At 58.1% G+C, this 21,522-nt stretch carries 22 protein-coding genes; 19 read left to right on the top strand and 3 right to left on the bottom strand.

All coding sequences use genetic code 11. The features are described from left to right. Nucleotides 1–89 precede the first annotated feature (89 nt). The 12 genes from ACQZ5Y_RS25600 (at nucleotide 90) to ACQZ5Y_RS25545 (ending at nucleotide 12,067) form a co-directional block, all read left to right on the top strand. The gene (locus ACQZ5Y_RS25600) at nucleotides 90–533 is read left to right on the top strand and encodes a DoxX family protein (protein WP_065658421.1); all 444 of its coding nucleotides are present in this window, start codon (nucleotides 90–92) and stop codon (nucleotides 531–533) included. Beyond that, the gene (locus ACQZ5Y_RS25595) at nucleotides 530–2,128 is read left to right on the top strand and encodes an MFS transporter (RefSeq protein WP_035200026.1); all 1,599 of its coding nucleotides are present in this window, start codon (nucleotides 530–532) and stop codon (nucleotides 2,126–2,128) included. Before ACQZ5Y_RS25600 ends, ACQZ5Y_RS25595 begins: the two co-directional genes overlap by 4 nt. A 111-nt stretch (nucleotides 2,129–2,239) precedes the next feature. After that, a complete protein-coding gene (locus ACQZ5Y_RS25590; protein WP_141682257.1) occupies nucleotides 2,240–2,548 on the top strand; it encodes a hypothetical protein in 309 nt (102 codons plus the stop codon). A 193-nt stretch (nucleotides 2,549–2,741) separates the two neighbouring features. Beyond that, on the top strand, nucleotides 2,742–2,918 hold the full coding sequence (locus ACQZ5Y_RS25585; RefSeq protein WP_003518350.1) for a hypothetical protein: 177 nt from the start codon (nucleotides 2,742–2,744) through the stop codon (nucleotides 2,916–2,918). Between the two features lie 218 nt (nucleotides 2,919–3,136). Continuing rightward, nucleotides 3,137–3,775: an aldehyde dehydrogenase iron-sulfur subunit PaoA gene (gene paoA / locus ACQZ5Y_RS25580; protein WP_003518348.1), complete on the top strand. Its 639-nt coding sequence runs from the start codon at nucleotides 3,137–3,139 to the stop codon at nucleotides 3,773–3,775. Next, nucleotides 3,772–4,722 (top strand): FAD binding domain-containing protein, encoded by a 951-nt coding sequence (locus ACQZ5Y_RS25575; RefSeq protein WP_111800158.1) that lies wholly within the window; start codon nucleotides 3,772–3,774, stop codon nucleotides 4,720–4,722. Before paoA ends, ACQZ5Y_RS25575 begins: the two co-directional genes overlap by 4 nt. A gap of 5 nt (nucleotides 4,723–4,727) precedes the next feature. Continuing rightward, a complete protein-coding gene (gene paoC, locus ACQZ5Y_RS25570) occupies nucleotides 4,728–6,926 on the top strand; it encodes an aldehyde oxidoreductase molybdenum-binding subunit PaoC (protein ID WP_038494776.1) in 2,199 nt (732 codons plus the stop codon). Further along, entirely contained in the window at nucleotides 6,916–7,875 is a 960-nt protein-coding gene (locus ACQZ5Y_RS25565; RefSeq protein WP_236763053.1) for an XdhC family protein, read from the top strand. The genes paoC and ACQZ5Y_RS25565 overlap by 11 nt, the downstream gene beginning before the upstream one ends. A gap of 32 nt (nucleotides 7,876–7,907) precedes the next feature. Continuing rightward, nucleotides 7,908–8,513, top strand: coding sequence for a nucleotidyltransferase family protein (locus ACQZ5Y_RS25560; RefSeq protein WP_336510035.1), 606 nt, complete (start codon nucleotides 7,908–7,910; stop codon nucleotides 8,511–8,513). 138 nt (nucleotides 8,514–8,651) lie between these two features. Then, a complete protein-coding gene (locus ACQZ5Y_RS25555; RefSeq protein ID WP_026331023.1) occupies nucleotides 8,652–8,957 on the top strand; it encodes a putative quinol monooxygenase in 306 nt (101 codons plus the stop codon). A 299-nt stretch (nucleotides 8,958–9,256) separates the two neighbouring features. Beyond that, nucleotides 9,257–10,243, top strand: coding sequence for a GlxA family transcriptional regulator (locus ACQZ5Y_RS25550; protein WP_003518336.1), 987 nt, complete (start codon nucleotides 9,257–9,259; stop codon nucleotides 10,241–10,243). 66 nt (nucleotides 10,244–10,309) lie between these two features. After that, nucleotides 10,310–12,067 (top strand): putative bifunctional diguanylate cyclase/phosphodiesterase, encoded by a 1,758-nt coding sequence (locus tag ACQZ5Y_RS25545; protein ID WP_236763054.1) that lies wholly within the window; start codon nucleotides 10,310–10,312, stop codon nucleotides 12,065–12,067. A gap of 61 nt (nucleotides 12,068–12,128) precedes the next feature. Here ACQZ5Y_RS25545 and ACQZ5Y_RS25540 read toward each other — a convergent pair whose 3' ends face one another. Further along, the gene (locus tag ACQZ5Y_RS25540) at nucleotides 12,129–12,332 is read right to left on the bottom strand and encodes a cold-shock protein (RefSeq protein ID WP_003518333.1); all 204 of its coding nucleotides are present in this window, start codon (nucleotides 12,330–12,332) and stop codon (nucleotides 12,129–12,131) included. A gap of 503 nt (nucleotides 12,333–12,835) precedes the next feature. Here ACQZ5Y_RS25540 and ACQZ5Y_RS25535 point away from each other — a divergent pair. The 6 genes from ACQZ5Y_RS25535 (at nucleotide 12,836) to ACQZ5Y_RS25510 (ending at nucleotide 18,663) form a co-directional block, all read left to right on the top strand. After that, a complete protein-coding gene (locus ACQZ5Y_RS25535) occupies nucleotides 12,836–13,948 on the top strand; it encodes an ABC transporter ATP-binding protein (RefSeq protein ID WP_112155611.1) in 1,113 nt (370 codons plus the stop codon). Further along, on the top strand, nucleotides 13,945–14,595 hold the full coding sequence (locus ACQZ5Y_RS25530) for an ABC transporter permease (protein WP_019566836.1): 651 nt from the start codon (nucleotides 13,945–13,947) through the stop codon (nucleotides 14,593–14,595). Before ACQZ5Y_RS25535 ends, ACQZ5Y_RS25530 begins: the two co-directional genes overlap by 4 nt. Then, nucleotides 14,592–15,269 carry an ABC transporter permease gene (locus tag ACQZ5Y_RS25525; RefSeq protein ID WP_003518330.1) on the top strand — a complete coding sequence of 226 codons (678 nt, stop codon included), beginning with the start codon at nucleotides 14,592–14,594 and terminating at the stop codon, nucleotides 15,267–15,269. Before ACQZ5Y_RS25530 ends, ACQZ5Y_RS25525 begins: the two co-directional genes overlap by 4 nt. Before the next feature lie 61 nt (nucleotides 15,270–15,330). Next, nucleotides 15,331–16,245 (top strand): ABC transporter substrate-binding protein, encoded by a 915-nt coding sequence (locus ACQZ5Y_RS25520; protein WP_003518329.1) that lies wholly within the window; start codon nucleotides 15,331–15,333, stop codon nucleotides 16,243–16,245. Between the two features lie 104 nt (nucleotides 16,246–16,349). Continuing rightward, a complete protein-coding gene (gene hutC, locus ACQZ5Y_RS25515) occupies nucleotides 16,350–17,093 on the top strand; it encodes a histidine utilization repressor (protein ID WP_076845313.1) in 744 nt (247 codons plus the stop codon). Between the two features lie 79 nt (nucleotides 17,094–17,172). Next, entirely contained in the window at nucleotides 17,173–18,663 is a 1,491-nt protein-coding gene (locus ACQZ5Y_RS25510; RefSeq protein WP_111800152.1) for an HAL/PAL/TAL family ammonia-lyase, read from the top strand. 23 nt (nucleotides 18,664–18,686) lie between these two features. Here ACQZ5Y_RS25510 and ACQZ5Y_RS25505 read toward each other — a convergent pair whose 3' ends face one another. Together ACQZ5Y_RS25505 and ACQZ5Y_RS25500 are read right to left on the bottom strand one after the other, a co-directional pair. Next, the gene (locus ACQZ5Y_RS25505) at nucleotides 18,687–19,433 is read right to left on the bottom strand and encodes a phosphate/phosphite/phosphonate ABC transporter substrate-binding protein (RefSeq protein ID WP_035252707.1); all 747 of its coding nucleotides are present in this window, start codon (nucleotides 19,431–19,433) and stop codon (nucleotides 18,687–18,689) included. A 20-nt stretch (nucleotides 19,434–19,453) separates the two neighbouring features. After that, nucleotides 19,454–20,497, bottom strand: coding sequence for a fatty acid desaturase (locus tag ACQZ5Y_RS25500; RefSeq protein WP_111800151.1), 1,044 nt, complete (start codon nucleotides 20,495–20,497; stop codon nucleotides 19,454–19,456). A 135-nt stretch (nucleotides 20,498–20,632) separates the two neighbouring features. Between ACQZ5Y_RS25500 and ACQZ5Y_RS25495 the strand changes: the two genes are divergently transcribed. Next, a complete protein-coding gene (locus ACQZ5Y_RS25495) occupies nucleotides 20,633–21,469 on the top strand; it encodes a helix-turn-helix domain-containing protein (RefSeq protein ID WP_019566842.1) in 837 nt (278 codons plus the stop codon). The last annotated feature ends 53 nt before the right edge of the window (nucleotides 21,470–21,522 follow it).

The following is a 21,522-nucleotide window of genomic DNA, read 5'->3' as shown; positions in this document are numbered from 1 at the left end:
CTGCAATTGTTGGCAGAGCGATCACCGGCCAATATCGCTCCATCAAACGCGGCCGCTCGATCACGTCAGCGACCAAAAAGGAGCAGGATATGACCTACCAATCCCCTATATCGAATTCGGCCTTGAGCGGACTTGCACGCGTCGTCGGCTCTCCCATTACGAGAACTGTATCGCTGCTTGCTCTCTGCGCTGCCTACATCCAGGGTCCACTCACCAAGATTTTCGATTTCAATGGCGCGCTTGCTGAGATGAATCATTTCGGTCTGCAGCCTGCCGCTCTCTTTGCCGTCGTCGTCATCGTGTTCGAGCTTACGGCCTCCGCGATGGTGGTCTCGGGCTTCCTGCGCTGGGCAGGCGCACTCGCACTTGCAGGCTTTACGCTTCTCGCAACGTTCATTGCTCTTCGCTTCTGGGAAATGGCGCCCGGCATGGACCGCATGATGGCAACGAACGCCTTCTTCGAACACATCGGTCTGGCCGGTGCATTCATCTTCGTTGCAGCGGCCGACCTTGCAAAGGGAGCGGGTAAATGAGCGCCGCGAAAACATCCGGGGGCACTTTTGCTCCTCTCGCACAGCCCGTCTTCGCGGTCCTTTGGATTGCAACGGTTCTCGGCAATACCGGAAGCTTCATGCGCGATGTCGCAAGCTCATGGCTGATGACGGACCTCTCGGCATCGCCTGCTGCAGTCGCCATGGTTCAGGCGGCCGGAACATTGCCGATCTTCCTGCTTGCCATTCCGGCAGGCGTTCTCACCGACATTCTGGATCGCCGCAAGTTCCTGATTGCGGTCCAGCTCCTGCTGGCCTTCGTAAGTATCTCGCTGATGGTCCTCTCGCAGACAGGCATGCTTTCCGTGAGCGCACTGATCGGCCTGACGTTCCTCGGCGGCATTGGTGCCGCATTGATGGGCCCGACCTGGCAGGCGATTGTTCCTGAACTGGTGAAACGCGAGGACGTGAAGAGCGCTGTCGCTCTCAACTCCCTCGGCATCAATATCGCTCGTTCCATCGGCCCAGCTGCTGGCGGTTTGCTTTTGGCAGCGTTCGGGGCGGGGATCACCTATGGCGCAGACGTTGCAAGCTACATCTTCGTTATCGCGGCTCTGGTGTGGTGGCCACGTGCCAAAAACGCCAACGACGCTCTACAAGAGAACTTCTTCGGCGCGTTCAGGGCTGGCCTACGTTACACTCGCTCAAGCCGCCCCCTGCATGTCGTCCTTCTTCGTGCCGCCATCTTCTTCGCATTCGCCAGTGCCGTCTGGGCACTTCTTCCGCTGGTTGCCCGTCAACTGCTGGGTGGTGATGCCAGCTTCTACGGTATTCTGCTTGGTGCGGTCGGCGCCGGTGCGATCGGTGGAGCATTGGTCATGCCGAGGCTACGCGAACGCCTGAGCTCGGATGGTTTGCTTCTTGGCGCAGCGGTGATCACCGCAGTCGTCATGGGTGTTCTTTCGCTCGCCCCGCCGAAGATCGTCGCCATTATCGCTCTTCTGTTCCTTGGTGGTGCTTGGATCACCGCCCTGACGACCCTGAACGGCGCAGCCCAGGCTGTTCTGCCCAACTGGGTGCGTGGGCGTGGCCTCGCTGTCTATCTGACCGTATTCAACGGAGCCATGACGGCGGGCAGCCTCGGCTGGGGTGCTGTGGGCGAAGCCGTTGGAATTCAGACGACATTGCTTATCGGTGCAGCTGGCTTGCTCGTTGCAGGGTTCATCATGCACCGCGTAAAGCTCCCGGCTGGTGACGCCGACATGGTGCCGTCCAACCACTGGCCGGAACCGCTGGTCGCCGAGCCTGTTGCTCATGACCGTGGTCCTGTCCTGATCCTCATCGAGTACAAGGTCGAGAAACAGCATCGTTCAGCCTTCCTGCGTGCTCTCGACCACCTCTCTCAAGAACGCCGCCGCGATGGTGCCTATGGGTGGGGTGTGACGGAAGATTCCGCCGATCCGGAAAAGATCGTCGAGTGGTTCATGGTGGAATCCTGGGCTGAGCACCTCCGCCAGCACAAGCGGGTTTCCAACGCCGATGCAGACGTGCAGGGAAAGGTTCTGACCTACCATGTTGGTCCGGACAAACCCGTCGTTCGTCACTTCCTGACGATCAACCGGCCAGGGGCGGCGTAAACATTCCATAAAACGGGCGGCTCTGGCCGCCCTTTTTTATGCCATTTGACGCAGGAAACCTGGAGCCGACTAAACTTTTCTCATTCATCCGTTGTCGTGAAAAGGTACCAGATGGATGTCGGCCATCATGCAAGCGACATCTCAAAACACGAGCGCTATCGCGCCAATCGTTTTGGTTTTCTCGCCCATCCTCCCCGCCAGAAAAGCCTGACCAAACGGCGCATATACGGATCGATTAACCGGCTCCTGCTGCATTCGAAGCGAAAAAGCCGCAATCCAGCTTTACAACTGTCTGAAAGACGTGGAGGAGCGTGGCACCGTGAAACATCCTATCCCAGCGCTGTTTGTATGTATGGCGTCGCTCGTCGCCTCAACCGCCCCCGTTTTCGCAAATTGCGTTTCTCTGGTTGGGCGGCCTGAATGGCCGCTCATTGCAGGGGCAGTTTCCTCAGCACAGGTTTGTGAGCAGCTCCCAGCCGGACCCAACCAAACTCGCAGTTTCCGCGTGCAATCCGCAGAATTTTGCCGTGGCGTGGATCAAAACTCCACTCTTAGAGCTACGGCCATAGTTACTTGCGAAAGCCCTCCCGACGCGCTTTTCGAGATGCCACCGATGCAGTCGGAGATTGCGGTGATCGTTTCAGTCAACGAAAGAGCATGCAAAATCACCGATGCTCAAATTCAGATCGGCGGTGAGCTGGGAAGCCTCCTGCCCGGCACGGTGGATGCCAGCGAACTCGCGAGGCGCTGGACGGGGTCGCAATTGTCGCAACTCTGCCAGATGCGTTAGTTTTATGAGCGCGTGGTCTACTCCATCTCTAGAAAGACAGCCTGGGTGACAGTGGGCGGCTGACGGTGGCTGCCCCATGGATCGCGTATGCCGATTTATGAGCCTCGCTAATAAGTGTTAGCGAAAAGGCGCATCTAATCATCTTCTTTTGCTTCCCTATGTTGGGATATGGCGTTTCTCCGAGTGCGCCAGACCATCAACAACGAATGGAGCTGGAGATGAGAGATCACTCACATTTGGAACTTTCGCGGCGGGACTTACTTGTTTCCTCGGCGGCGGCAATTGCTGTCACGGGAGTTGCGGCAAAAGGAGCCGCAGCACAGTCCTCGGGGGAAGAAATGAATTTCAAGACAAGTGTTTCCTTCAAAGTGAACGGCGAGATGCATGATCTCGAACTCGACAATCGCACGAGCTTGCTCGACGCCTTGCGCGAGCACCTTCATCTAACCGGCACAAAGAAAGGCTGCGATCACGGACAGTGCGGCGCTTGTACCGTGATGGTGGATGGACGCCGGATCAATTCGTGCCTGACGTTGGCTGTGATGCACGACGGTGACGAGGTCACCACCATCGAGGGCCTCGGACAACCTGGAAACCTGCATCCCATGCAAGCCGCATTCATCAAACACGACGGTTTTCAGTGTGGTTACTGTACTCCCGGACAAATCTGTTCCTCCGTGGCGGTCTTGGAGGAAATCAAGTCGAACATCCCAAGCCACGCCACTGCAGACATTTCCGCAAAGGTGGAAGTCACCGCGGCAGAAGTTCGGGAACGAATGAGCGGAAACATCTGTCGATGCGGCGCCTACTCGAACATTCTCGATGCAATTGCCGAAGTCGGGGGGATCGAAGCATGAGAGCCTTCACATACGAGCGAGCCACAACGGCTCAGGCGGCAGCGAAAGCGGCAGCAGCCAATCCGGAAGCCAAATTCATCGCCGGCGGGACAAATATCCTGGACTTGATGAAGCTGGAGATCGAGCACCCGGCGCATCTCATCGACATCAACGGAGTTGGTCTCGACAAGATCGAAACCACCTCTGATGGCGGTCTGCGCATAGGGGCTTTGGTCCGCAATACCGATCTGGCAAGCGACGAGACTGTCCGTCGCGACTATGGTTTGCTTACCCGCGCCCTGGTCGCCGGGGCGTCTGGTCAACTGCGAAACAAGGCCACCACCGCGGGCAATCTCCTCCAGCGCACGCGCTGTCCGTATTTCTATGACACCAACCAACCGTGCAACAAGCGGCAGCCGGGAAGCGGATGTTCGGCCCTTGGCGGTTTTTCGCGACAGCATGCAGTCGTCGGAAGCAGCGAGTCCTGTATCGCCACCCATCCCAGCGACATGGCTGTTGCGATGAGGGCGCTCGACGCAACCGTCGAAACGGTCAATGGCGACGGCCGTGGCCGCGCAATCCCGATCGCAGACTTTCACAGGCTTCCCGGCGATACCCCACACATCGAGACGGTCCTGGAGCCGGGCGAGTTCATAACTGCGGTCACGCTGCCGAAGCCAATTGGGGGCAAGCATATCTATCGCAAGGTGCGCGATCGGGCCTCCTACGCGTTTGCGCTCGTATCCGTCGCTGCGGTGATCCAGCCGGATGGCACCGGCCGCGTGGCTGTAGGTGGCGTCGCTCACAAGCCCTGGCGAACAGGCTCAGGTGACCAGGAGCTGAAGAGCGGTGCAAAAGCCGCAAGTGCGGCACTTCTCGGCGACGCTCGCCCGACGGAGCAAAATCGCTTCAAGATAACCCTCGTGGAACGAACGATCGGTGCGGTGATCGCAGAGGCAAGGGGATAACGACCATGAAATTCGACACACCTGCAATCAACAATCCCATCGACCGGATGAAAGTCGTCGGTCAGCCTATCCCCCGCATTGACGGCCAAGAGAAAACGACGGGCCGAGCAATGTATGCCTACGAATGGCACGATCCGAATATTCCTTACGCCTACGGGTATCCGGTCGGTGCCGCGATTGCGAAGGGCCGTATCCGGTCGATATCGACCGACGCCGCAAAGCGGTCCCCCGGCGTTTTGACGGTTGTCACCACCTTGGACGTGGGCAAGCGCGAGAAGGGTAAATTCAACACAGCCAATCTTTTTGGTGGCGATGAAGTCCAGCACTATCACCAGGCGGTGGCAGTGGTTGTCGCAGAAACCTTCGAGCAGGCGCGCGCCGCAGCTTCGCTTGTGACAGTAGAATATGAAACTGCGCCCGGGAGCTTCGATCTCAAGAAGGCCAAGGACAGTGCGGTCAAGCCCGACGAGAAGCAGCAGCCCGACACGGCAGTCGGTGACTTCGAGGGAGCCTTCAAGAGCGCACCGGTCACTCTCGACGAAAGTTATACCACTCCAGATCAGTCACATTCCATGATGGAGCCCCATGCGTCCATCGCTGCGTGGCATGGCGATAAACTGACCGTTTGGACGTCCAGCCAGATGATTGATTGGTGGCGATCCGATCTGGCGACTACACTTGGTATCGACAAGGACAATATCCATTTGATGTCGCCATTCATAGGCGGAGGTTTCGGGGGTAAGCTTTTCTTGCGGGCCGACGCGGTGCTCGCTGCCTTTGCAGCAAAGGCTACTGGACGTCCGGTCAAGGTCGCGCTTCCCCGTCCGTTCATAGCGAACAACACGACGCATCGGCCGGCGACGATCCAGCGTATTCGCATTGGAGCGACACAGGACGGCAAAATCACCGCGATTGCTCACGAAAGCTGGTCGGGTGACCAGCCTGGGGGCCAGCTGGAAACGGCTGTCAATCAGACGCGACTGCTCTACGCGGGTGAGAACCGGATGACTGCCATGAGACTGGCCACGCTTCACTTGCCAGAAGGCAATGCGATGCGGGCGCCCGGCGAAGCGCCGGGGTTGATGGCCCTCGAGATCGCCATAGACGAGATAGCCGAAAAGGTGGGCGTCGATCCGGTCGAGTTTCGGATACTCAACGACACTCAGGTCGACCCTGAGAAGCCCGAGCGCGCTTTTACCCAAAGGAACCTGGTCGGCTGTCTCAAGCTCGGGGCGGAACGGTTTGGCTGGAACCAGCGCGGCAAGCCGGGGTCCCGACGAGAAGGAAACTGGCTGATCGGATCGGGTGTTGCAGCCGCTTTGCGAAACAATCTTCTCCTCCCATCCGCAGCAAGGGTTCGGCTCGGCGCTGACGGCATTGCAACGGTTGAAACCGATATGACCGATATCGGGACCGGCAGCTATACCATCATCGCACAAACAGCAGCTGAGATGCTGGGCCTGCCGGTCGATCGAGTAGCAGTCCAGCTGGGCGATTCCCGCTTTCCGGTTTCGGCGGGGTCGGGCGGGCAGTTCGGCGCGAACTGTTCTACCTCCGGCGTCTACGCAGCCTGCGTGAAGCTTCGTGAGGCGGTGGCGCAGAAACTCGGCTTTAACACTGATGACGTCGTGTTCGAGAACGGACAGGTTCGATCAGGAAACCGTTCGGTAGCGCTTACGGAGGCGGCTGCGCCAAACGGCCTTGTTGGCGAGGATGGAATGGAATGGGGCGATCTTTCCGAAGCCCATCAACAGTCAACGTTCGGTGCCCACTTCGTGGAAGTCGGCGTTGACGTGGCCACGGGTGAAACGCGCATTCGACGCATGCTGGCCGTCTGTGCGGCCGGACGGATCCTGAACCCGATAACAGCGCGCAGCCAGGTTATTGGTGCCATGACAATGGGTGTGGGTGGAGCCCTGTCCGAGGAGTTGGCGGTCGATACGAAGCAAGGCTTCTTCGTCAACCACGATCTGGCTGGCTACGAAGTTCCGGTGCATGCCGACATTCCTCATCAGGAAGTGATTTTCATGGACGAAGCAGACCCCATGTCGTCGCCGATGAAGGCCAAGGGCGTTGGCGAGCTTGGTCTCTGCGGGGTTTCTGCAGCCGTCGCCAACGCAATCTATAATGCCACCGGGGTGAGGGTGCGTCACTATCCTGTGACGCTCGACAAGATCATAGGCGGGCTGCCGGATGTTGCATGACGACATCGCCGCCCTCACAGATATCTGTCCTCAGGAGGATATCCAAGCTGCGACAAAGCCGACGCCGGTCAGGTCGTTGCTCACCGATGATACGGAAGAAATATTTGGCTTTGCGATAAGGGAGCTTGCAAAGGGCAGGGTGGCACTTGCCACCCTTGTCGAAATTCGCGGGGGAGCGGCTCGCGCGCTTGGCTCCCATGTCGCCATTGCGGCAGATGGTCGTTTTTGTGGCTATGTGTCGGGGGGCTGCATCGAGACAGCGGTCGCTTCCGAGGCGCTCGACGCAATGGGCGAGAACAGAGATAGGGAGGTGAAGTTCGGATTAGGCTCCCCCTTTTTCGATATTGCCCTGCCGTGCGGCGGTGGGATTACCGTGTCGATCCACGTGCTGCAAAATACCGAGATGTTGAGCGGCGTTCTTGAACAGCTTCATCAGCGCCGGACCACGGGCCTGCGCTACACGAGGCAGACCCAACAGCTCCAGATCGTCGAGCCGCCATCGCGGGCCGGTTACGCCGACGACCACTTTTTCACGGTCTATCGGCCGCGCACGCGTGTCGTGATTTCCGGTCAAAGTATAGAGGCCGAGAGGGCCGCTGATATAGCCCAATCCTCCGGCTTCGAGGTGGTGGCCTGCACAGCGAGCGAAAAAGTTGTGCCCGATATCGATCAGTACACCGCTGTTGTTCTTCTCCATCACGACCTTGATGCGGAGCAGTCCGTTCTGCAAGCCGCGTTACGGTCACCCGCATTCTACATCGGCGCCTTGGGGAGCACCCGTACACACCGCAGACGGGTCGATTTCCTTGTCAGCTCCGGTTTCTCCCGGGCAGATACTGATCGGATAAGGGCGCCGATCGGGCTTTTCGGGCCAACCCGCGATGCGAACTCTCTTGCCCTGTCCATCCTTGCCGACATCGCGGCGAGCCGCTTGTCCCTTTATGCGTGAGGTTCGGTGTGGAAGCGGCAGGAGATAGACGAGTGTCAGTTGCCGTGGTTGTCCTGGCCGCTGGACGATCGAGCAGGATGGCGGGTGCCGGGCACAAGCTTCTTGCGCGTTTTCGGGAAACCAGCCTCGTTCGTCGGGCCGCATTGGCAGCGCTTGGGGCCGGCAATCGTTCTGTGGTTGTTGTGACCGGATACCGAAGCTCGGACGTCGAGGCCGAAATTGCAGGGCTCGACCTGATCATCGCGAGAAACTCCAACTTCAGTGACGGAATGGCAAGCTCGATCGTGCTCGGCGTCCAGCGTGCCGCCTCGCAAGATCCCGACGGGATTATGATCATGCTTGCGGATATGCCGCTGCTTGAACCTGCGGATATTGACGCACTCACCGGCGCTTTTGCGGAGAGAAACGGAGAGGCGATTATCCGCGCGGTGTGCGAAGGAAATCCGGGAAACCCGGTTGTCTTTCCTCGCGCCGCATTCCCGCAGCTCATGGAGCTTATAGGCGACAGCGGCGCGCGCAAGATAATCACGCAATGTGGTCTCGACGTCATCGACATAGAGATCGGCGAAAGCGCCAAGGTGGACATAGACAACACAGAGCAGCTCGTTGCTTTAGGTGGCCATCCAGAAATCGACTGATCATCGAAACCTCATGTGTGCAGAGGCGTGGATCGCATCTTTACATCGACACCCCTTTTTATTGTCCATCACCGAACATTTGTCGTGCTTAACGCGTTCCTTCAGTTGCGGCACAATGATGTGCCCATGGAGGTGGTCATGACCAAATTCGCGCTTTACGTTCCGCTCGAGGCAATGCCCGGCAAAGAACAGGAGGTCGCCGAGTTTCTGCGATCAGCCTTACCGCTGGTCAATGCAGAGCCCGGCACGATTTCCTGGTATGCGATACAGGGAGGCCCAAGTTCGTTTGCAATCTTCGATACATTCGACGATGAGGACGGTAGGGATGCGCACTTAAATGGCCAAGTCGCTGCAGCCTTGATGGCGAAGGCAGAGGCAGGGGACCTGTTCGCCAAGCCGCCGCAGATACACATGCTGTCTATCCTCGCCGAAAAGCGTTCATAGCCCAGACTATTCGGCCCTCACAATGTCGAACAGATGGGCTCAGATCGGCAACAAAATGAGATAATATCTCGTTCACCAATGGCGGGCGGCTGGGGTTGCGGTAGCAATCATAAAAACATCCGTTAGTGGTCGGCAGTTCGAACAAAGTCAGCGCGTGCAGAGTTCTTCCGCCGCTTCGAGCTAATACCTTTGACTTTGACGGACCTTCAGCATTGTGCAACCGTCGCCACATAGACCGGCGTCGGCGCTTAGATCCTCGTCGAGAGCTTTGAGTCCTTTGTGCAGGGAAAGATACTCTCATGCGGATCGTGATCTTCGTTCCAAAGGACGTGCATTCTCTGGAGCTTGCAGGGCTAATGGACGTGTTTGCCGAAGCAAATGCCCGTGTTGAAAAGTTATTCTACGAAGTTGCTGTCTTGGCAGGGCACGAGGGCACGATCCGCTGTGCATCGGGGCTAAAAATCCTGACCGACTGCGCTTTCGATGCGTACCTTGGTAGCCCCGATACATTGCTTGTGGCCGGGAGCGTCGGAGTTCCGCAAAGTCCGGGCGGGCGTGTTGTCGACTGGATTGTTAAAATCGCGGCTCAGGCGCGGCGCTACGGCTCCGTCTGCACGGGGGCATTCGTGCTTGGCGAGGCAGGTCTACTAAAAGACCGGCGTGTTACGACGCACTGGCAGTTCGCGTCACTGTTGGCCGAGCGCTTCCCCGAGACGCGGGTGGAAAGCGACCGGGTTTTTGTCCGTGATGGCGCGATGATCACGTCGGCCGGTTCCAGCGCGGCTATAGATCTCGGCCTTTCCCTCGTCGAGGAGGACTTGGGCCGGGAGATTGCGCTCTACGTTGCTCGCCGGCTCGTCGTGTTTCTGAAGCGACCAGGCGATCAGTCACAGTTCAGCGTGCATCTGGCGGCACAGGCTATCGACCGCAGCCGTCTACACAACGTCCAGCAATATGTTCTGAACCATCCGGCGGCGGACCTTTCTGTCAGCGCCTTGGCGAAGATCGCGGCCATGAGTGTGCGGAACTTTACGCGTGTTTTTTCGCAGGAGGTCGGTATATCGCCATCAGACTATGTCGACCGGACCCGTATCGACGTTGCGCGCTTCCTTTTGGAAGGGAGCCGCCTGCCAATCGCATTGGTGGCAGCGAGAAGTGGTTTTGGATCGACACGCGCGATGCGCCGTGCCTTTGTTTCGCACGCTGGAGTGACGCCGTCCGACTACCGTGATCGCTTTCGGACGTCTGGCGATGGCGCGAGAATCAGTTTGTCCGAAAACGGCTGACGCTTGTCCTGGAACCGCCTCGGCTGCGGGTTGCCCCGTCCGTGTTCGCCGTCCATGGTTCTTGTCATGGAAGAATTCGAAAAACGCATGCAGTCGCACCTCATGCAGCCCGCGCCGGTCATGTCGGACAATGCGCTTCTCAGCTCCGACGCTATCAGGCCAATTCTTGCGACGCTGGTCGAAGAACTAACCGATGGGATCGCGATCGCACAGCGTTTGGGCGCCAGTTCGCCCTTGCTCTATGTCAATAAGGCCTTCGAGCATCTGACTGGCTACGCTCGGAACGAGGTCGTCGGGAAAGATTGCCGCTATTTGCAGGGCAACGAGCGCGACCAACAAGAGGTCGTCCACATTCGCGCTGCGATCGAGGCGGCGGAGCCTCTGGACTCAACGCTGCGTAACTATCGAAAGGACGGGGCGGCGTTCTGGAACAGTCTCAGTCTCCGGCCTGCCTGGGTGGGCGAAGAACTATTCTACGTCGGCATACTGCGCGACGTCTCGGCGATTCGCCAGGCGCACACCGCGCTGGATCGTGTCGCGAACCTCGACGCGACCACGGGTTGCCTGAACCGTCAAGCATTTATCCTGGCTACCGAGGAGCGTTTCGCAACCAATGCCAAAGCGACGCCCTTGGTCGTGAAGCTGGATGTGATCGGTTTTCACGATTTCAACACGGGATACGGTTTCGAAGTCGGGGATGCCCTGCTTTATGAAACCGGGCGGCGGCTGCGGGACGTGGGCGCTGCCCAGGTGGGACGCATGGGCGCCAATGAGTTCGCTTTGGCTTTTGAGCTCACGGATGGATCAAGTGCGGACACTATCGTGGCAGCGGTATCCGCTTCGCTTGCCGCTGACTTCGTCGTGCGAGGTGCAAGTGTCTCACTGCGTTTCGCCGTCGGCTATGCGGTGGGCCAGCCTCGGGCGAGACCCATTTCGCTGATCCGCAATGCCGGCATCGCCCTGTGGGCCGCCAAGTCCGCCCCTCTGGGTGGTCCGCGACGGTTTCGAGAATCGGATCACGAACAGGCAAGCCGACGCGTGCGAATGACTCGCGAATTGAAGGTCGCGGTCGCAAATGATGAATTTGTGTATCACTTCCAACCCCAGGTAGACCTTGCAACCGGCGAGTGGGTGGGTGCGGAAGCTTTGATACGCTGGAATCATCCTCTGTTTGGCAGCCAGCTCCCCGGAAGTTTCGTCGAGACTGCCGAGCGATCAGGTCTGCTGCTTGATCTGACCGAACGAAGTCTGACGACCGTCGCGGCTTATGCACGGCGCATTAACGCGCATCGCGACAAGGCTTTGCGCTTTGCGGTGAATGTATCCGCCGGGGAGTTCCTGCAGCATGACATGGCCGAAATGCTGGATCGGGTCCTGTGCCTGACCAAGGCCGACCCGGCATGGTTGACGCTTGAGATCACCGAAAGCATGTTCCTCAGCGATACACCCGGCGTGATGGACGCATTTCAGCGGCTGCGACAGAGCGGCGTCGGCCTTTCCGTCGATGACTTCGGCACAGGCTATTCGAACCTGCGCTCGCTCGAAACCTTTCCGGTTACCGAGATCAAGATAGACCGCGCCTTTATAAGCGAACTCGCAACGAGGCCGTCCAGAAGGGTGATTGTCCAGGCCGTTATCGATCTTGGACGCGCCCTTGGGTTAACTGTGGTTGCAGAAGGCGTGGAGACCGAGGCCCAGCGCAAAATGCTTCGCGAAATGGGCTGTCCGGTCGGCCAAGGCTACCTTTTCGGCCGTCCCATCGACGCCGAAGTTTTTGCAGCCGGCTTGGCACGGATTGGGAGCGACGGGATGGAAACAGCCTAACGTCAGCGGGAGTAAGGACCGATTTGGCCCCGCGAGTAATCGCGGAGCCAAGAGACGCTGATCAGATGAGGCTGACGTTCTCGGCCTTGGACTTTCCAGTCTTGCGGTCCTGTCCAACATCGTAGCTGACCTTCTGGCCATCCTGAAGAGAACCACCAAACCCTACGGCGGAGATGTGGACGAAGACGTCCGGGCCGCCGTTGTCCGGTGTGATGAAGCCGAAGCCCTTGTCCTGTGCGAAAAATTTGACGGTACCTGTTGCCATGTTATCCTCGTTAATTGAATACGACGCGGTAATACTATTGTTCGATGGCGGTGGCCACAAGGCTTTATGGCCTTCTCGAGACAAGTCGCCGTGGATGAGTGGTTTTCAAAAACGCCTGTTTTGCGGTCTCAGTCACGATCAGCGCGCGATCTTTTGAATTTCAGCACGAATTAATTCGTATTTCCATTCTGCTCCCGCGCACAAAAATCGAAGCAACGAGTTGCTTATGAACAAATTTGTCGCGTTGAGCGGGCCTGATCTTGATCGGAAAAGCAGCGCAGTTTGAAGGCGTAGAGAGTTGCGGCCGCCGAGACCGCTTGCTCTATGTGCATACAGCGTCTCTATAGCGGTCAAAATGCTTAAAGTTTAGTCATTTCCAGGGTTGCGGATATTTTCATCGATCTATCTTGCGGATACGCTATTTGCGTGCTTGTATAGACAACCTAGGCAGTCATCACAGTTGCCGAGCCTGAAGGCGCAGACAGAGCGCAGGAGAGATTTGCATGATCGTCTTCGACAACGTCACCAAGCAATATGCGGGCGCGGCTACTGCCGTAAACGGTTTGTCCCTGACGGCGCCAAACGGCAAACTGACCGTGTTCGTCGGCCCTTCGGGTTGCGGCAAAACCACATCCTTGCGGATGATCAACAGGTTGATCGTACAATCGTCCGGTTCGATCCTTCTTGACGGCGAACCGACAGATGGCATGGACGTGGCACTGCTGCGTCGTCGTATCGGTTATGTCATCCAGCATGCCGGGCTTTTCCCCCATCGCACCGTTGTTCAGAACATAGCGACCACTGCGCGGCTAAACGGAGCGCCGAAGGAAAAAGCACTGCGCACGGCGCATGAGTTGCTTGAGCGTGTAGGGCTGACCGCCGCCTTTGCCGATCGCTATCCATGGCAGCTTTCGGGTGGCCAGCAGCAACGCGTCGGCGTTGCACGTGCACTCGCTTCCGATCCCAAATTCATGCTGATGGACGAACCCTTCAGTGCTGTCGATCCCGTCGTTCGCACACAGTTGCAGGACGAATTTCTTCGCTTGCAGCGTGAGATTGGCAAGACCATCATCATGGTAACCCATGATATTGACGAAGCGTTGAAGCTTGGCGATCAGGTTGCTGTTTTGCGTGCCGGCGGAACGCTTGCGCAGATCGCCACTCCAGAGGAATTGCTGGCGCGCCCGGCAGATGCCTTCGTGGCGGACTTTATCGGCCGGGACAGAGGGTATCGCTTCCTGAGTTTTGCAGAATTTGACGGAGCAGTCCCTCTCGGTGCGGAGCCGACAGCCTTGCTCGGCGCAACACCGGACAGCCTTCGTGGCGTTGCAACGGATCGCTGGGTTCTGGTGACTGACGCCGAACATCGTCCGATCGGATGGGCCGATGCGCAGGGTCTCAGGCAACCACTGCGTCAGGGAGATCTCAATCTCAGTGGTACGCTGGCGCCGGAAGGCAGCAGTTTGCGCCATGTGCTCGATGCAGCGTTGAGTTCGCCCTCCGGCCGCGGGGTCATCGTAGGGTCAACGGGCCAGCTTGTCGGCACCGTCACACTCTCTGATGTCGCCAAAGCCATCGAAGCCGCGCGGGTCGGTCGCTTCGGAGGTCAGCCATGAGGTTTGATTGGCTCTACCGGGAATCCGGGCGGATTTTCGAGCTTTTTATCTGGCATCTCGGCCTTTCGGTCATCCCGGTGGTGATCGGCCTGCTTCTTGCCCTGCCGCTCGGTTGGATTGCGCAGCGGGCCGGTTTATTCCGGTCGACCCTGCTGGGGGTTGCCGGACTTCTTTACACAATTCCGTCGCTTGCGCTGTTCGTACTGCTGCCGCTGGTGCTCGGCACCCGTATACTCGATCCGCTAAACGTCGTCGTCGCGCTGACGATCTACGCGTTGGCGCTTCTGGTGCGAACAGTGAACGATGGTTTGGAATCGGTTTCGCCAGACGTCCTCCAGGCGGCCAATGCCATGGGCTACAGACAGGTTGCGCGTCTGGTGATGGTGGAGCTACCGCTCGCCGTTCCTGTGATTGCCGCCGGATTGCGTGTGGCCGTGGTTTCAAATGTCAGCATCGTTTCCGTAGCGGCACTGGTTGGAACGCCGCAACTTGGTCTGCTCTTCACGCAGGGGCTTCAACTGCGGTTCCTGACGCCGATCATAGCAGGCATCGTACTCTGCGTGCTTCTTGCAGCCTTGCTGGACGGGCTTGTTCTGTTCATTTCACGCCGCCTGACGCCGTGGCAGCCTGGGAGTGCGGCGCGATGATCGAATGGTTTAGCGATCCAGCTCACTGGACAGGGAGTGATGGTGTCATCGTTCTCGTCGGTCAGCATCTGGCTTATAGCTTTGCGGCCCTTTTTCTCGCCTGTCTGATTGGCTTGCCGGTTGGGCTTTATGTGGGGCACACGGGACGCGGTGTCGTCTTCATCGCGGGTCTTGCAAATGCGCTACGCTCCCTTCCAAGCCTCGGCCTAATCGCACTTCTTGTGATTGTTTTTGGCCCCGTTTTCGCATCCGATATGGCTTTTATCGTACCCAGCCTTATCGTGCTCGTGCTTCTGGCCGTGCCGCCGATCATGACTGGCAGTTACGCCGGTATCGCGGCGGTGGATCCCGCTGCGGTGGACGCTGCAAGAGGCATGGGGAAACGTCCGCTCGATATTCTGTTCGATGTGGAACTGCCCTGCGCTCTGCCATTGATCTTTTCCGGTCTGCGCAGCGCCACGCTTCAGATCATCTCGACCGCAACCATCGCCGCTTATGTTTCTCTTGGTGGTCTCGGTCGCCTGATCATCGATGGGCGGGCGCAGAACGATTATTATCAGATGGCCGCAGGTGCCGTTCTCGTCGGTGCGTTGGCCCTGACCGTGGATCTGATCATCGGCGTCATATCGAGGGTCACCGTATCGCCAGGCCTGACGCGTCGAGCGAAGCGGTAGAGGTTCTAAAATAACGCGGTTTTCTATTCCACGACTGTTTCAACATAAAGGAGAAGCTCGCATGGCATTCAGGATCATCACTGCCGCCAGCGCATTTGCGCTCATGGCACTTTCCGCTGCTTCGGCATTGGCGCAAAGCAATCCGCTGGCCGCGCCAGCCACTCCGAGAACCGATACGACGACAATCATCGTCGGTTCCGCCGACTTCCCCGAAAGCCAGCTTCTGGCGACGATCTACGCCAAGGCCCTTGCCGCCAAGGGTGTTGCCGTCGAAACGAAGTTGAGCATCGGTAGCCGCGAAGTCTATATCCCTGCGTTGCTCGACGGATCAATAGATCTGTTGCCGGAGTATGCTGGTGCGACGCTGAGCTATCTCGACAAGAACGCCACGGCCCATTCGCCAAGCGATGTGGCCGCAGCGCTCAAGGCGGCTCTGCCGAAAGGCGTCTCGATGCTGACACCCTCCGCAGCACAGGATTCCGATAGCGTGGCTGTGACGCGCGCGACCGCTGACAAATACAAGCTGAAGACGATTGCCGATCTCGCACCCGTAGCCTCGCAGCTCGTACTTGGCGGTCCACCGGAATGGAAAACGCGCAAGGAAGGCATTATCGGTCTGAAGGAACTTTATGGCCTCGAGTTCCAGTCGTTCAAATCGCTTGACGTCGGTGGCCCGCTGACCCTTTCGGCACTCATCAACGGTCAGGTCCATGCTGCAAACCTGTTCTCGACCGATCCGGCCATCGCTGCAAACGATCTCATCGTGCTTGAAGACGTCAAGAACCTCTTTCCCGCCCAGAACATCGTACCAGTGATTGCCACACCGAAAGTTAGCGACGTTGTGACAAGCACTCTCGATGCTGTTTCTGCCGCCCTGACGACGAAAGATCTCGTCGTTATGAACGGTCGTCTGGCCAATCACGACAGTTTCGATGTCGTGGCGGGCGACTGGCTGGCCGAACACAAATTGAACTGAATCCATCGGCAAAGGGCGTGGCATTGCCCCGCCCTTTGCCGACAACCCTGCGTATTGGTGACGTCATAGCTATGGATCACGACAGAAAGATTTTCCGGGAAGTGATGCCGCCGATATCTGAGGACGCTCGTGACGCGCAGGGCACCGAAGACCAGAGTTCACCGCTCTATGTAAAGCTGAAAGACTATGTCCGCAGTCGCGTCGAGGCGGGTGAGTGGAAGATCGGTCAACGTGTTCCATCGGAAAACGAACTGGTCGATATTCTCGGTGTCAGCCGTATGACGGCCAACCGCGCTTTGCGTGAGCTGGCCGACGAAGGGCTTGTGGTGCGTGTACGCGGCAAAGGTTCGTTCGTTGCGTCCAAGAAGCGCACATCGCAGTTCCAGAGCGTACCCAACATTGCCGAAGAAATAACACGCAACGGCGGTGTTCACAGCGCGCGGGTCATACTTCTTCAAATCGAAACCTGCGATCCAGATCTTGCCGAAGCGCTCGCTGTTCCGGCGGGCAGCCTTGCTGCGCACTCGATCATTGTGCATGCGGAAGACGGCGTGCCGATGCAAATCGAGGATCGTTTCGTCAATTCGGACTGCGCGCCCGATTACATCAAACAGGATTTCAACCTCGTAACACCCAACGGTTATCTCACGCGAGTGGCACCGATCGTGAAAGCCGAGCAGCATATCGAGGCGGTCAGCGCACAGCCCTGGGAGTGCAAGCTGCTGGCGATTTCCAAGACGGAACCATGCCTGCTCGTGCGTCGTCGCACATGGTCGACAAAGGGGATCGTGTCTTCCGTCCGCCTCCTTTATCCCGGCAGCCGCTATCGTCTTTACAGCAGTAATTGAGACACGGGCCAACGCCGGCAGTATTCAAGATGGAAAATTCCCGCTCCTCGCAGCCGTTTCTGCATCATAGGAAAACGTCATGACTGTTCTACTGGATGATGGATTGAGTTGGCGCGATGTGGCCCATATCGGCAAGGGCGAGGCACTGCGTGTGTCAGACGCGGCCTATCTGCGGATTGACCGGGCGAGCCAGATCGTTGACAGCATCGTCGAAAGCGGTGTGCGTGCCTATGGCATCAATACCGGGGTCGGTGCACTGTCGGACACTGTGGTGGATCGCACCGCGCAGGGTCGGCTTTCGCGCTCCATTATTCTCAGCCATGCCTGCGGTGTCGGCCCGTTGTTGGATCCTCGCGAAGTTCGGGCAATCATGGCGGCGCAGATCGCCAATTTCGCCCATGGGCACTCCGGTGTCCGACGCGAGATCGTCTCGCATCTGTCGACGTTTCTGGAACAGGATTGTATTCCCGACGTGCCGTCCCGCGGATCGGCGGGCTATCTGGTGCACAACGCGCATGTTGCGCTTGTTCTGATCGGAGAGGGCCAGGCCCGGCTCGGCGGGCGCGTTATGAGTGGACGGGATGCCCTGGCGGCAATGGGCCTTCAACCCATCGTGCTGGGTGCCAAGGAAGGGCTGAGCCTCGTCAATGGTACAGCCTGTGCGACCGGTCTTTCCTGCATGGCACTCGCGCGGGCCAATCACCTGCTAGATTGGGCCGATGCCATAGCGGCGCTGACGCTTGAAGCAGCAGGCTGCCAGATCGACGCTTTTGACGAGACGGTTCTCGCGCTGCGTCCCTCGAAGGGAATCGCGGCCGTCGGGGCTGCTCTGCGATCCCGGCTTGAAGGCAGTGGGCTGGTTGCCGCCGCTCATGGCAGGCGGACACAGGACGCGCTAAGCCTACGTGCCGTGCCGCATGCGCATGGTGCTGCACGCGACATCTTCGATGCCTGCGCCTCCATCGTTGACCGAGAGCTCGCCTCCGTCACCGACAATCCCGCGATCCTTGGCACGCCCGAGCAGCCCATCGTCTCGTCGGAGGCCCATGCCGTTGCCCCGGCATTGGGGCAGGCGGCAGACAGTCTCGCCATCGCCATTGCACAGATTGCCTCCATGAGCGAGCGCCGTATCGACAGGCTGGTCAATCCTCTGGTGAGTGGTCTGCCGCCATTTCTGGCGACCGATGCCGGAAGCCATTCAGGTTTCATGATCGCGCAATATACGGCCGCAGCCCTTGTCGGCGATAGCAGACGTCTTTCCGCGCCTGCCTCCACAGATGGAGGGCTGACATCGGGATTGCAGGAGGATTTTCTCTCTCATCCCACGGCAGCCGCCAACAAGCTGCTCGCGGTTCTCGACAATGCCGAATATATTCTGGCCATCGAATGGATGGCCGGGGTGCAGGCCCATGATTTCCTGGAAAATGTTGCCGGGCGGGCAGCCGGAACAAATGCGGTCTACAATCTGCTTCGCGAGCACCTCCAGCCCTATTCGGATGACCGGCCTCTGTCTTCGGACATGGAAAAGGCAAGGCTGCTCCTGCGTGATTTCTCGCCACCGGATATGTGATTGAAGGCCGTGAGGCTCGTGCCTTACATGGTGAAAGGCAGATCGATACCCTTGGCGCGGATGAAGGGCAGGCCTTTGCGCCGTGCAGTCCAGCCGATAACGTGGAGGCTCCGGGCGGCCGGTTCATGCCGTTGCGCAAGCATCCAGGATTTGCAGTCGATCGCGGCAATGTCCGCCCGGCCCTCGGCCACTGCGATGACGGAAGCGCGGTGCGCACCGGTTTCGAGACAATTTTCAAACAGATCGAGGCCCGCGCCTTCTGCTTCCAGATCGCGTTTCAAGCTGAGATAGCCGGATAATGACTTGTGCTCGTTGAATGCCAGTATTTTCCCGCTAAGAAATCCTTTCGGCAAAGCGGCCTCACCGGTTTTCGAAGGTTCTGCACCCTCTCCACCGTCGGCTATGCGGGCAATGATGGCGCTGGAATAGAACTCGCCTGCACCACCCTTGATGCCATTATAATCGCTCTGTCCAATCACCTGCACATGATCCTGCAGGCCAAACTCCATTGGCCCCCAGCAGGTGCCGGAGATCAGCAGAGCCGGATGCCGCCAGAGCACCGCAAGATCCAATGCATCGGGATCGAGCGTGGCAGGGTCTGCGGCAATGATGGCGCCGTCCTTTCCACGAATACCTCCCGGAACCGCCGGCATATCGCCGTTGCGTCTGGTGAGGCCTTTGGGAGCGTCGATACCCTCTGCTAAAAAACGGGTGCGCATATCGGCCCACAGCCTGTCCGTCTCATTGCGCAGTTCGGGCCAGTCATACATTGGCAGTGCCGCGATCCATGTCACGATGGAATTTCCAGTCTCACGTCTTGTTCCTGCATCGCATGGTCAGAAAAAATCAGAGCGGCAGGCACGACGGGTGACGCGATTAAAACTTGCTCGTCCCGTCTCAAGACAGGATGCGCTACCGGTTCCTTGGCCTTGAAGGCGAAAGCGCGGAACACCTCGAAATAATTGCTGAACACATATCCGTCATTCATCTTCTGCCACTCCGCCCGCCTCTCGCTGTAGAGGGAGGGCAATTTATACCAGGCGGCTGTCGGCATTTTGTGATGCACGAAATGCAGGTTGTTATAGAGAAACAGTGGAGCCAGGATGGAGTTTTCAACAATGATCGTTCTCCCATCCGGCTGTTCGGACCATTGATGTTCGCAGTAGGAGCGAATGGCAATGATGGATATGCCCAGATAGGCCGCCACACTGACATAGAGCCAGATTGGAACGCCGAAAATCAGGGATATGACCAGCAGTGTCGGAACAAGTCCGGCCAGATGCAGGGTCCAGGCATAGATCACCCGCCGATCACCCTGCGCGATCTTGCGCCATTCGGATATCGTGAAACCAACAACCATCAGCGGAGGACCGATGACCAGACGCCCGATGAACGTATTGTTCCATCCCAGCAGGACCTTGAGGAACGACGGCATCTTTTGCCAGTCGCCCATGGCCCGGTAATAGCTTTCCGGATCGTCGAATGGGTCGGTCAGACGCTCGTCTGCATGGTGTTGCAGATGCGTGCGCTTGTAACTGCGATAGGGGTAGAAAATCCCGAGCGGCAGAAAGACCAAAGCTTCGTTCAGTCGTGCATTGCGCGTGGGGTGCCCATGCAGAACCTCGTGCTGGAGCGAGGAGTGCAGGGCAACTGCAATGCCCATGAGCACCAGAGAAACGATTGGAAACAACGGATACAGAAAATATCCCGCGAAAATCCAGAGACCGTAACAGACCGCCAACAGCGAGACTGTTGGCCATTCAATTCGGTCACGCGTTCTTCTGCGGCGCACGCCAGTCAGCCGCGCCGTCTTCTTTGCCAATATGTCTGTCATTTCATACTCTTGATGCCCCTGTCACCGCAGGGTCGCACCAGTCTCAGCCAGCCACAACGGGTTTATGGTGACCAACTGTTGATTTTGATAACAGTTTAAGCATTATGGTGATAATTATAAACAAACGGGTGAATTATGGACAAGCGCGCGCTCGCAGAATTGTTTCGTGCCCGCCTGATCCAGCTGGTGAACAGGTCAGAAGACAGCCAGGCGTCTTTTGCCGCCGCCATTGGCATTGATCGATCAGCACTTTCGCAATTGCTTTCCGGTGATTCGGCGCGGCTTCCGCGTGTGGAGACGCTGCTGAATATCGCCGAGCGACATTCCGTCTCGCTCGACTGGCTACTCGGTCTTTCCCATGATCAGGGGTTGATGGGGGAATTGCGGCCAAGTTTCGAGATCGAGGAGGGCGGCGCTGATTATACGGATACGCTGTTGATGAAGTGGCATGCGGAAGCGGCAGGCACCAAAATCCGTTATGTTCCGGCACGCATTCCCGATCTGCTTCGCACACCCGAGATCATCGCTTTCGAGGCCATGGGCGCGCATCAGAGTGTGATGGCGCAGGCCAGCGAAACGGCGTTTCGACTCGATTATAATCGTCAGCCTGGTACCGACATGGAAGTTTGCATGCCGCTCGAAACGCTGGAAGCTTTTGCGCAGGGGCGCGGTATGTGGAGCGGTTTGGACCGCGAGACACGTGCCGAACAACTCAAACATATGTCGGGACTTATTAGCGAGCTATACCCATCATTCCGGCTGTTTCTGTTCAATGAAAAAGAACGCTTTTCCGTGCCCTATACGATCTTCGGTTCGCAACGGGCAGCACTTTTCGTCGGCGCCATGTATCTTGTGCTCAACAACGCTGAAGCCATCCGTAAAATGCAACGTCACTTCGACGAGCTGATACGTTTTACCCGCATTCATGCCCATGAAACCGCGGATTTCGTTATGAATTTGGAAGTCGCTTAGTCCTGTGACGGGTACCAGCTTTCGCACATCATCGAACCTGCTTGCTACGTGGC

The organism is Agrobacterium sp. A3-95, assembly GCF_053521785.1.
This window is presented reverse-complemented; position numbering and strand designations above follow the sequence as displayed.

Coding starts and splice junctions, on each gene's coding strand:
- ACQZ5Y_RS25520 (WP_003518329.1), top strand. CDS start 15,331: ATGGCATTCAGGATCATCACTGCCGCCAGCGCATTTGCGCTCATGGCA.
- hutC (WP_076845313.1), top strand. CDS start 16,350: ATGCCGCCGATATCTGAGGACGCTCGTGACGCGCAGGGCACCGAAGAC.
- ACQZ5Y_RS25600 (WP_065658421.1), top strand. CDS start 90: ATGACCTACCAATCCCCTATATCGAATTCGGCCTTGAGCGGACTTGCA.
- ACQZ5Y_RS25585 (WP_003518350.1), top strand. CDS start 2,742: ATGCAGTCGGAGATTGCGGTGATCGTTTCAGTCAACGAAAGAGCATGC.
- ACQZ5Y_RS25545 (WP_236763054.1), top strand. CDS start 10,310: ATGGAAGAATTCGAAAAACGCATGCAGTCGCACCTCATGCAGCCCGCG.
- ACQZ5Y_RS25525 (WP_003518330.1), top strand. CDS start 14,592: ATGATCGAATGGTTTAGCGATCCAGCTCACTGGACAGGGAGTGATGGT.
- ACQZ5Y_RS25495 (WP_019566842.1), top strand. CDS start 20,633: ATGGACAAGCGCGCGCTCGCAGAATTGTTTCGTGCCCGCCTGATCCAG.
- paoC (WP_038494776.1), top strand. CDS start 4,728: ATGAAATTCGACACACCTGCAATCAACAATCCCATCGACCGGATGAAA.
- ACQZ5Y_RS25540 (WP_003518333.1), bottom strand. CDS start 12,332: ATGGCAACAGGTACCGTCAAATTTTTCGCACAGGACAAGGGCTTCGGC.
- ACQZ5Y_RS25590 (WP_141682257.1), top strand. CDS start 2,240: ATGGATGTCGGCCATCATGCAAGCGACATCTCAAAACACGAGCGCTAT.
- ACQZ5Y_RS25500 (WP_111800151.1), bottom strand. CDS start 20,497: ATGACAGACATATTGGCAAAGAAGACGGCGCGGCTGACTGGCGTGCGC.
- ACQZ5Y_RS25510 (WP_111800152.1), top strand. CDS start 17,173: ATGACTGTTCTACTGGATGATGGATTGAGTTGGCGCGATGTGGCCCAT.
- ACQZ5Y_RS25595 (WP_035200026.1), top strand. CDS start 530: ATGAGCGCCGCGAAAACATCCGGGGGCACTTTTGCTCCTCTCGCACAG.
- ACQZ5Y_RS25555 (WP_026331023.1), top strand. CDS start 8,652: ATGACCAAATTCGCGCTTTACGTTCCGCTCGAGGCAATGCCCGGCAAA.
- ACQZ5Y_RS25550 (WP_003518336.1), top strand. CDS start 9,257: ATGCGGATCGTGATCTTCGTTCCAAAGGACGTGCATTCTCTGGAGCTT.
- ACQZ5Y_RS25535 (WP_112155611.1), top strand. CDS start 12,836: ATGATCGTCTTCGACAACGTCACCAAGCAATATGCGGGCGCGGCTACT.
- ACQZ5Y_RS25505 (WP_035252707.1), bottom strand. CDS start 19,433: ATGTATGACTGGCCCGAACTGCGCAATGAGACGGACAGGCTGTGGGCC.
- ACQZ5Y_RS25575 (WP_111800158.1), top strand. CDS start 3,772: ATGAGAGCCTTCACATACGAGCGAGCCACAACGGCTCAGGCGGCAGCG.
- paoA (WP_003518348.1), top strand. CDS start 3,137: ATGAGAGATCACTCACATTTGGAACTTTCGCGGCGGGACTTACTTGTT.
- ACQZ5Y_RS25565 (WP_236763053.1), top strand. CDS start 6,916: ATGTTGCATGACGACATCGCCGCCCTCACAGATATCTGTCCTCAGGAG.
- ACQZ5Y_RS25530 (WP_019566836.1), top strand. CDS start 13,945: ATGAGGTTTGATTGGCTCTACCGGGAATCCGGGCGGATTTTCGAGCTT.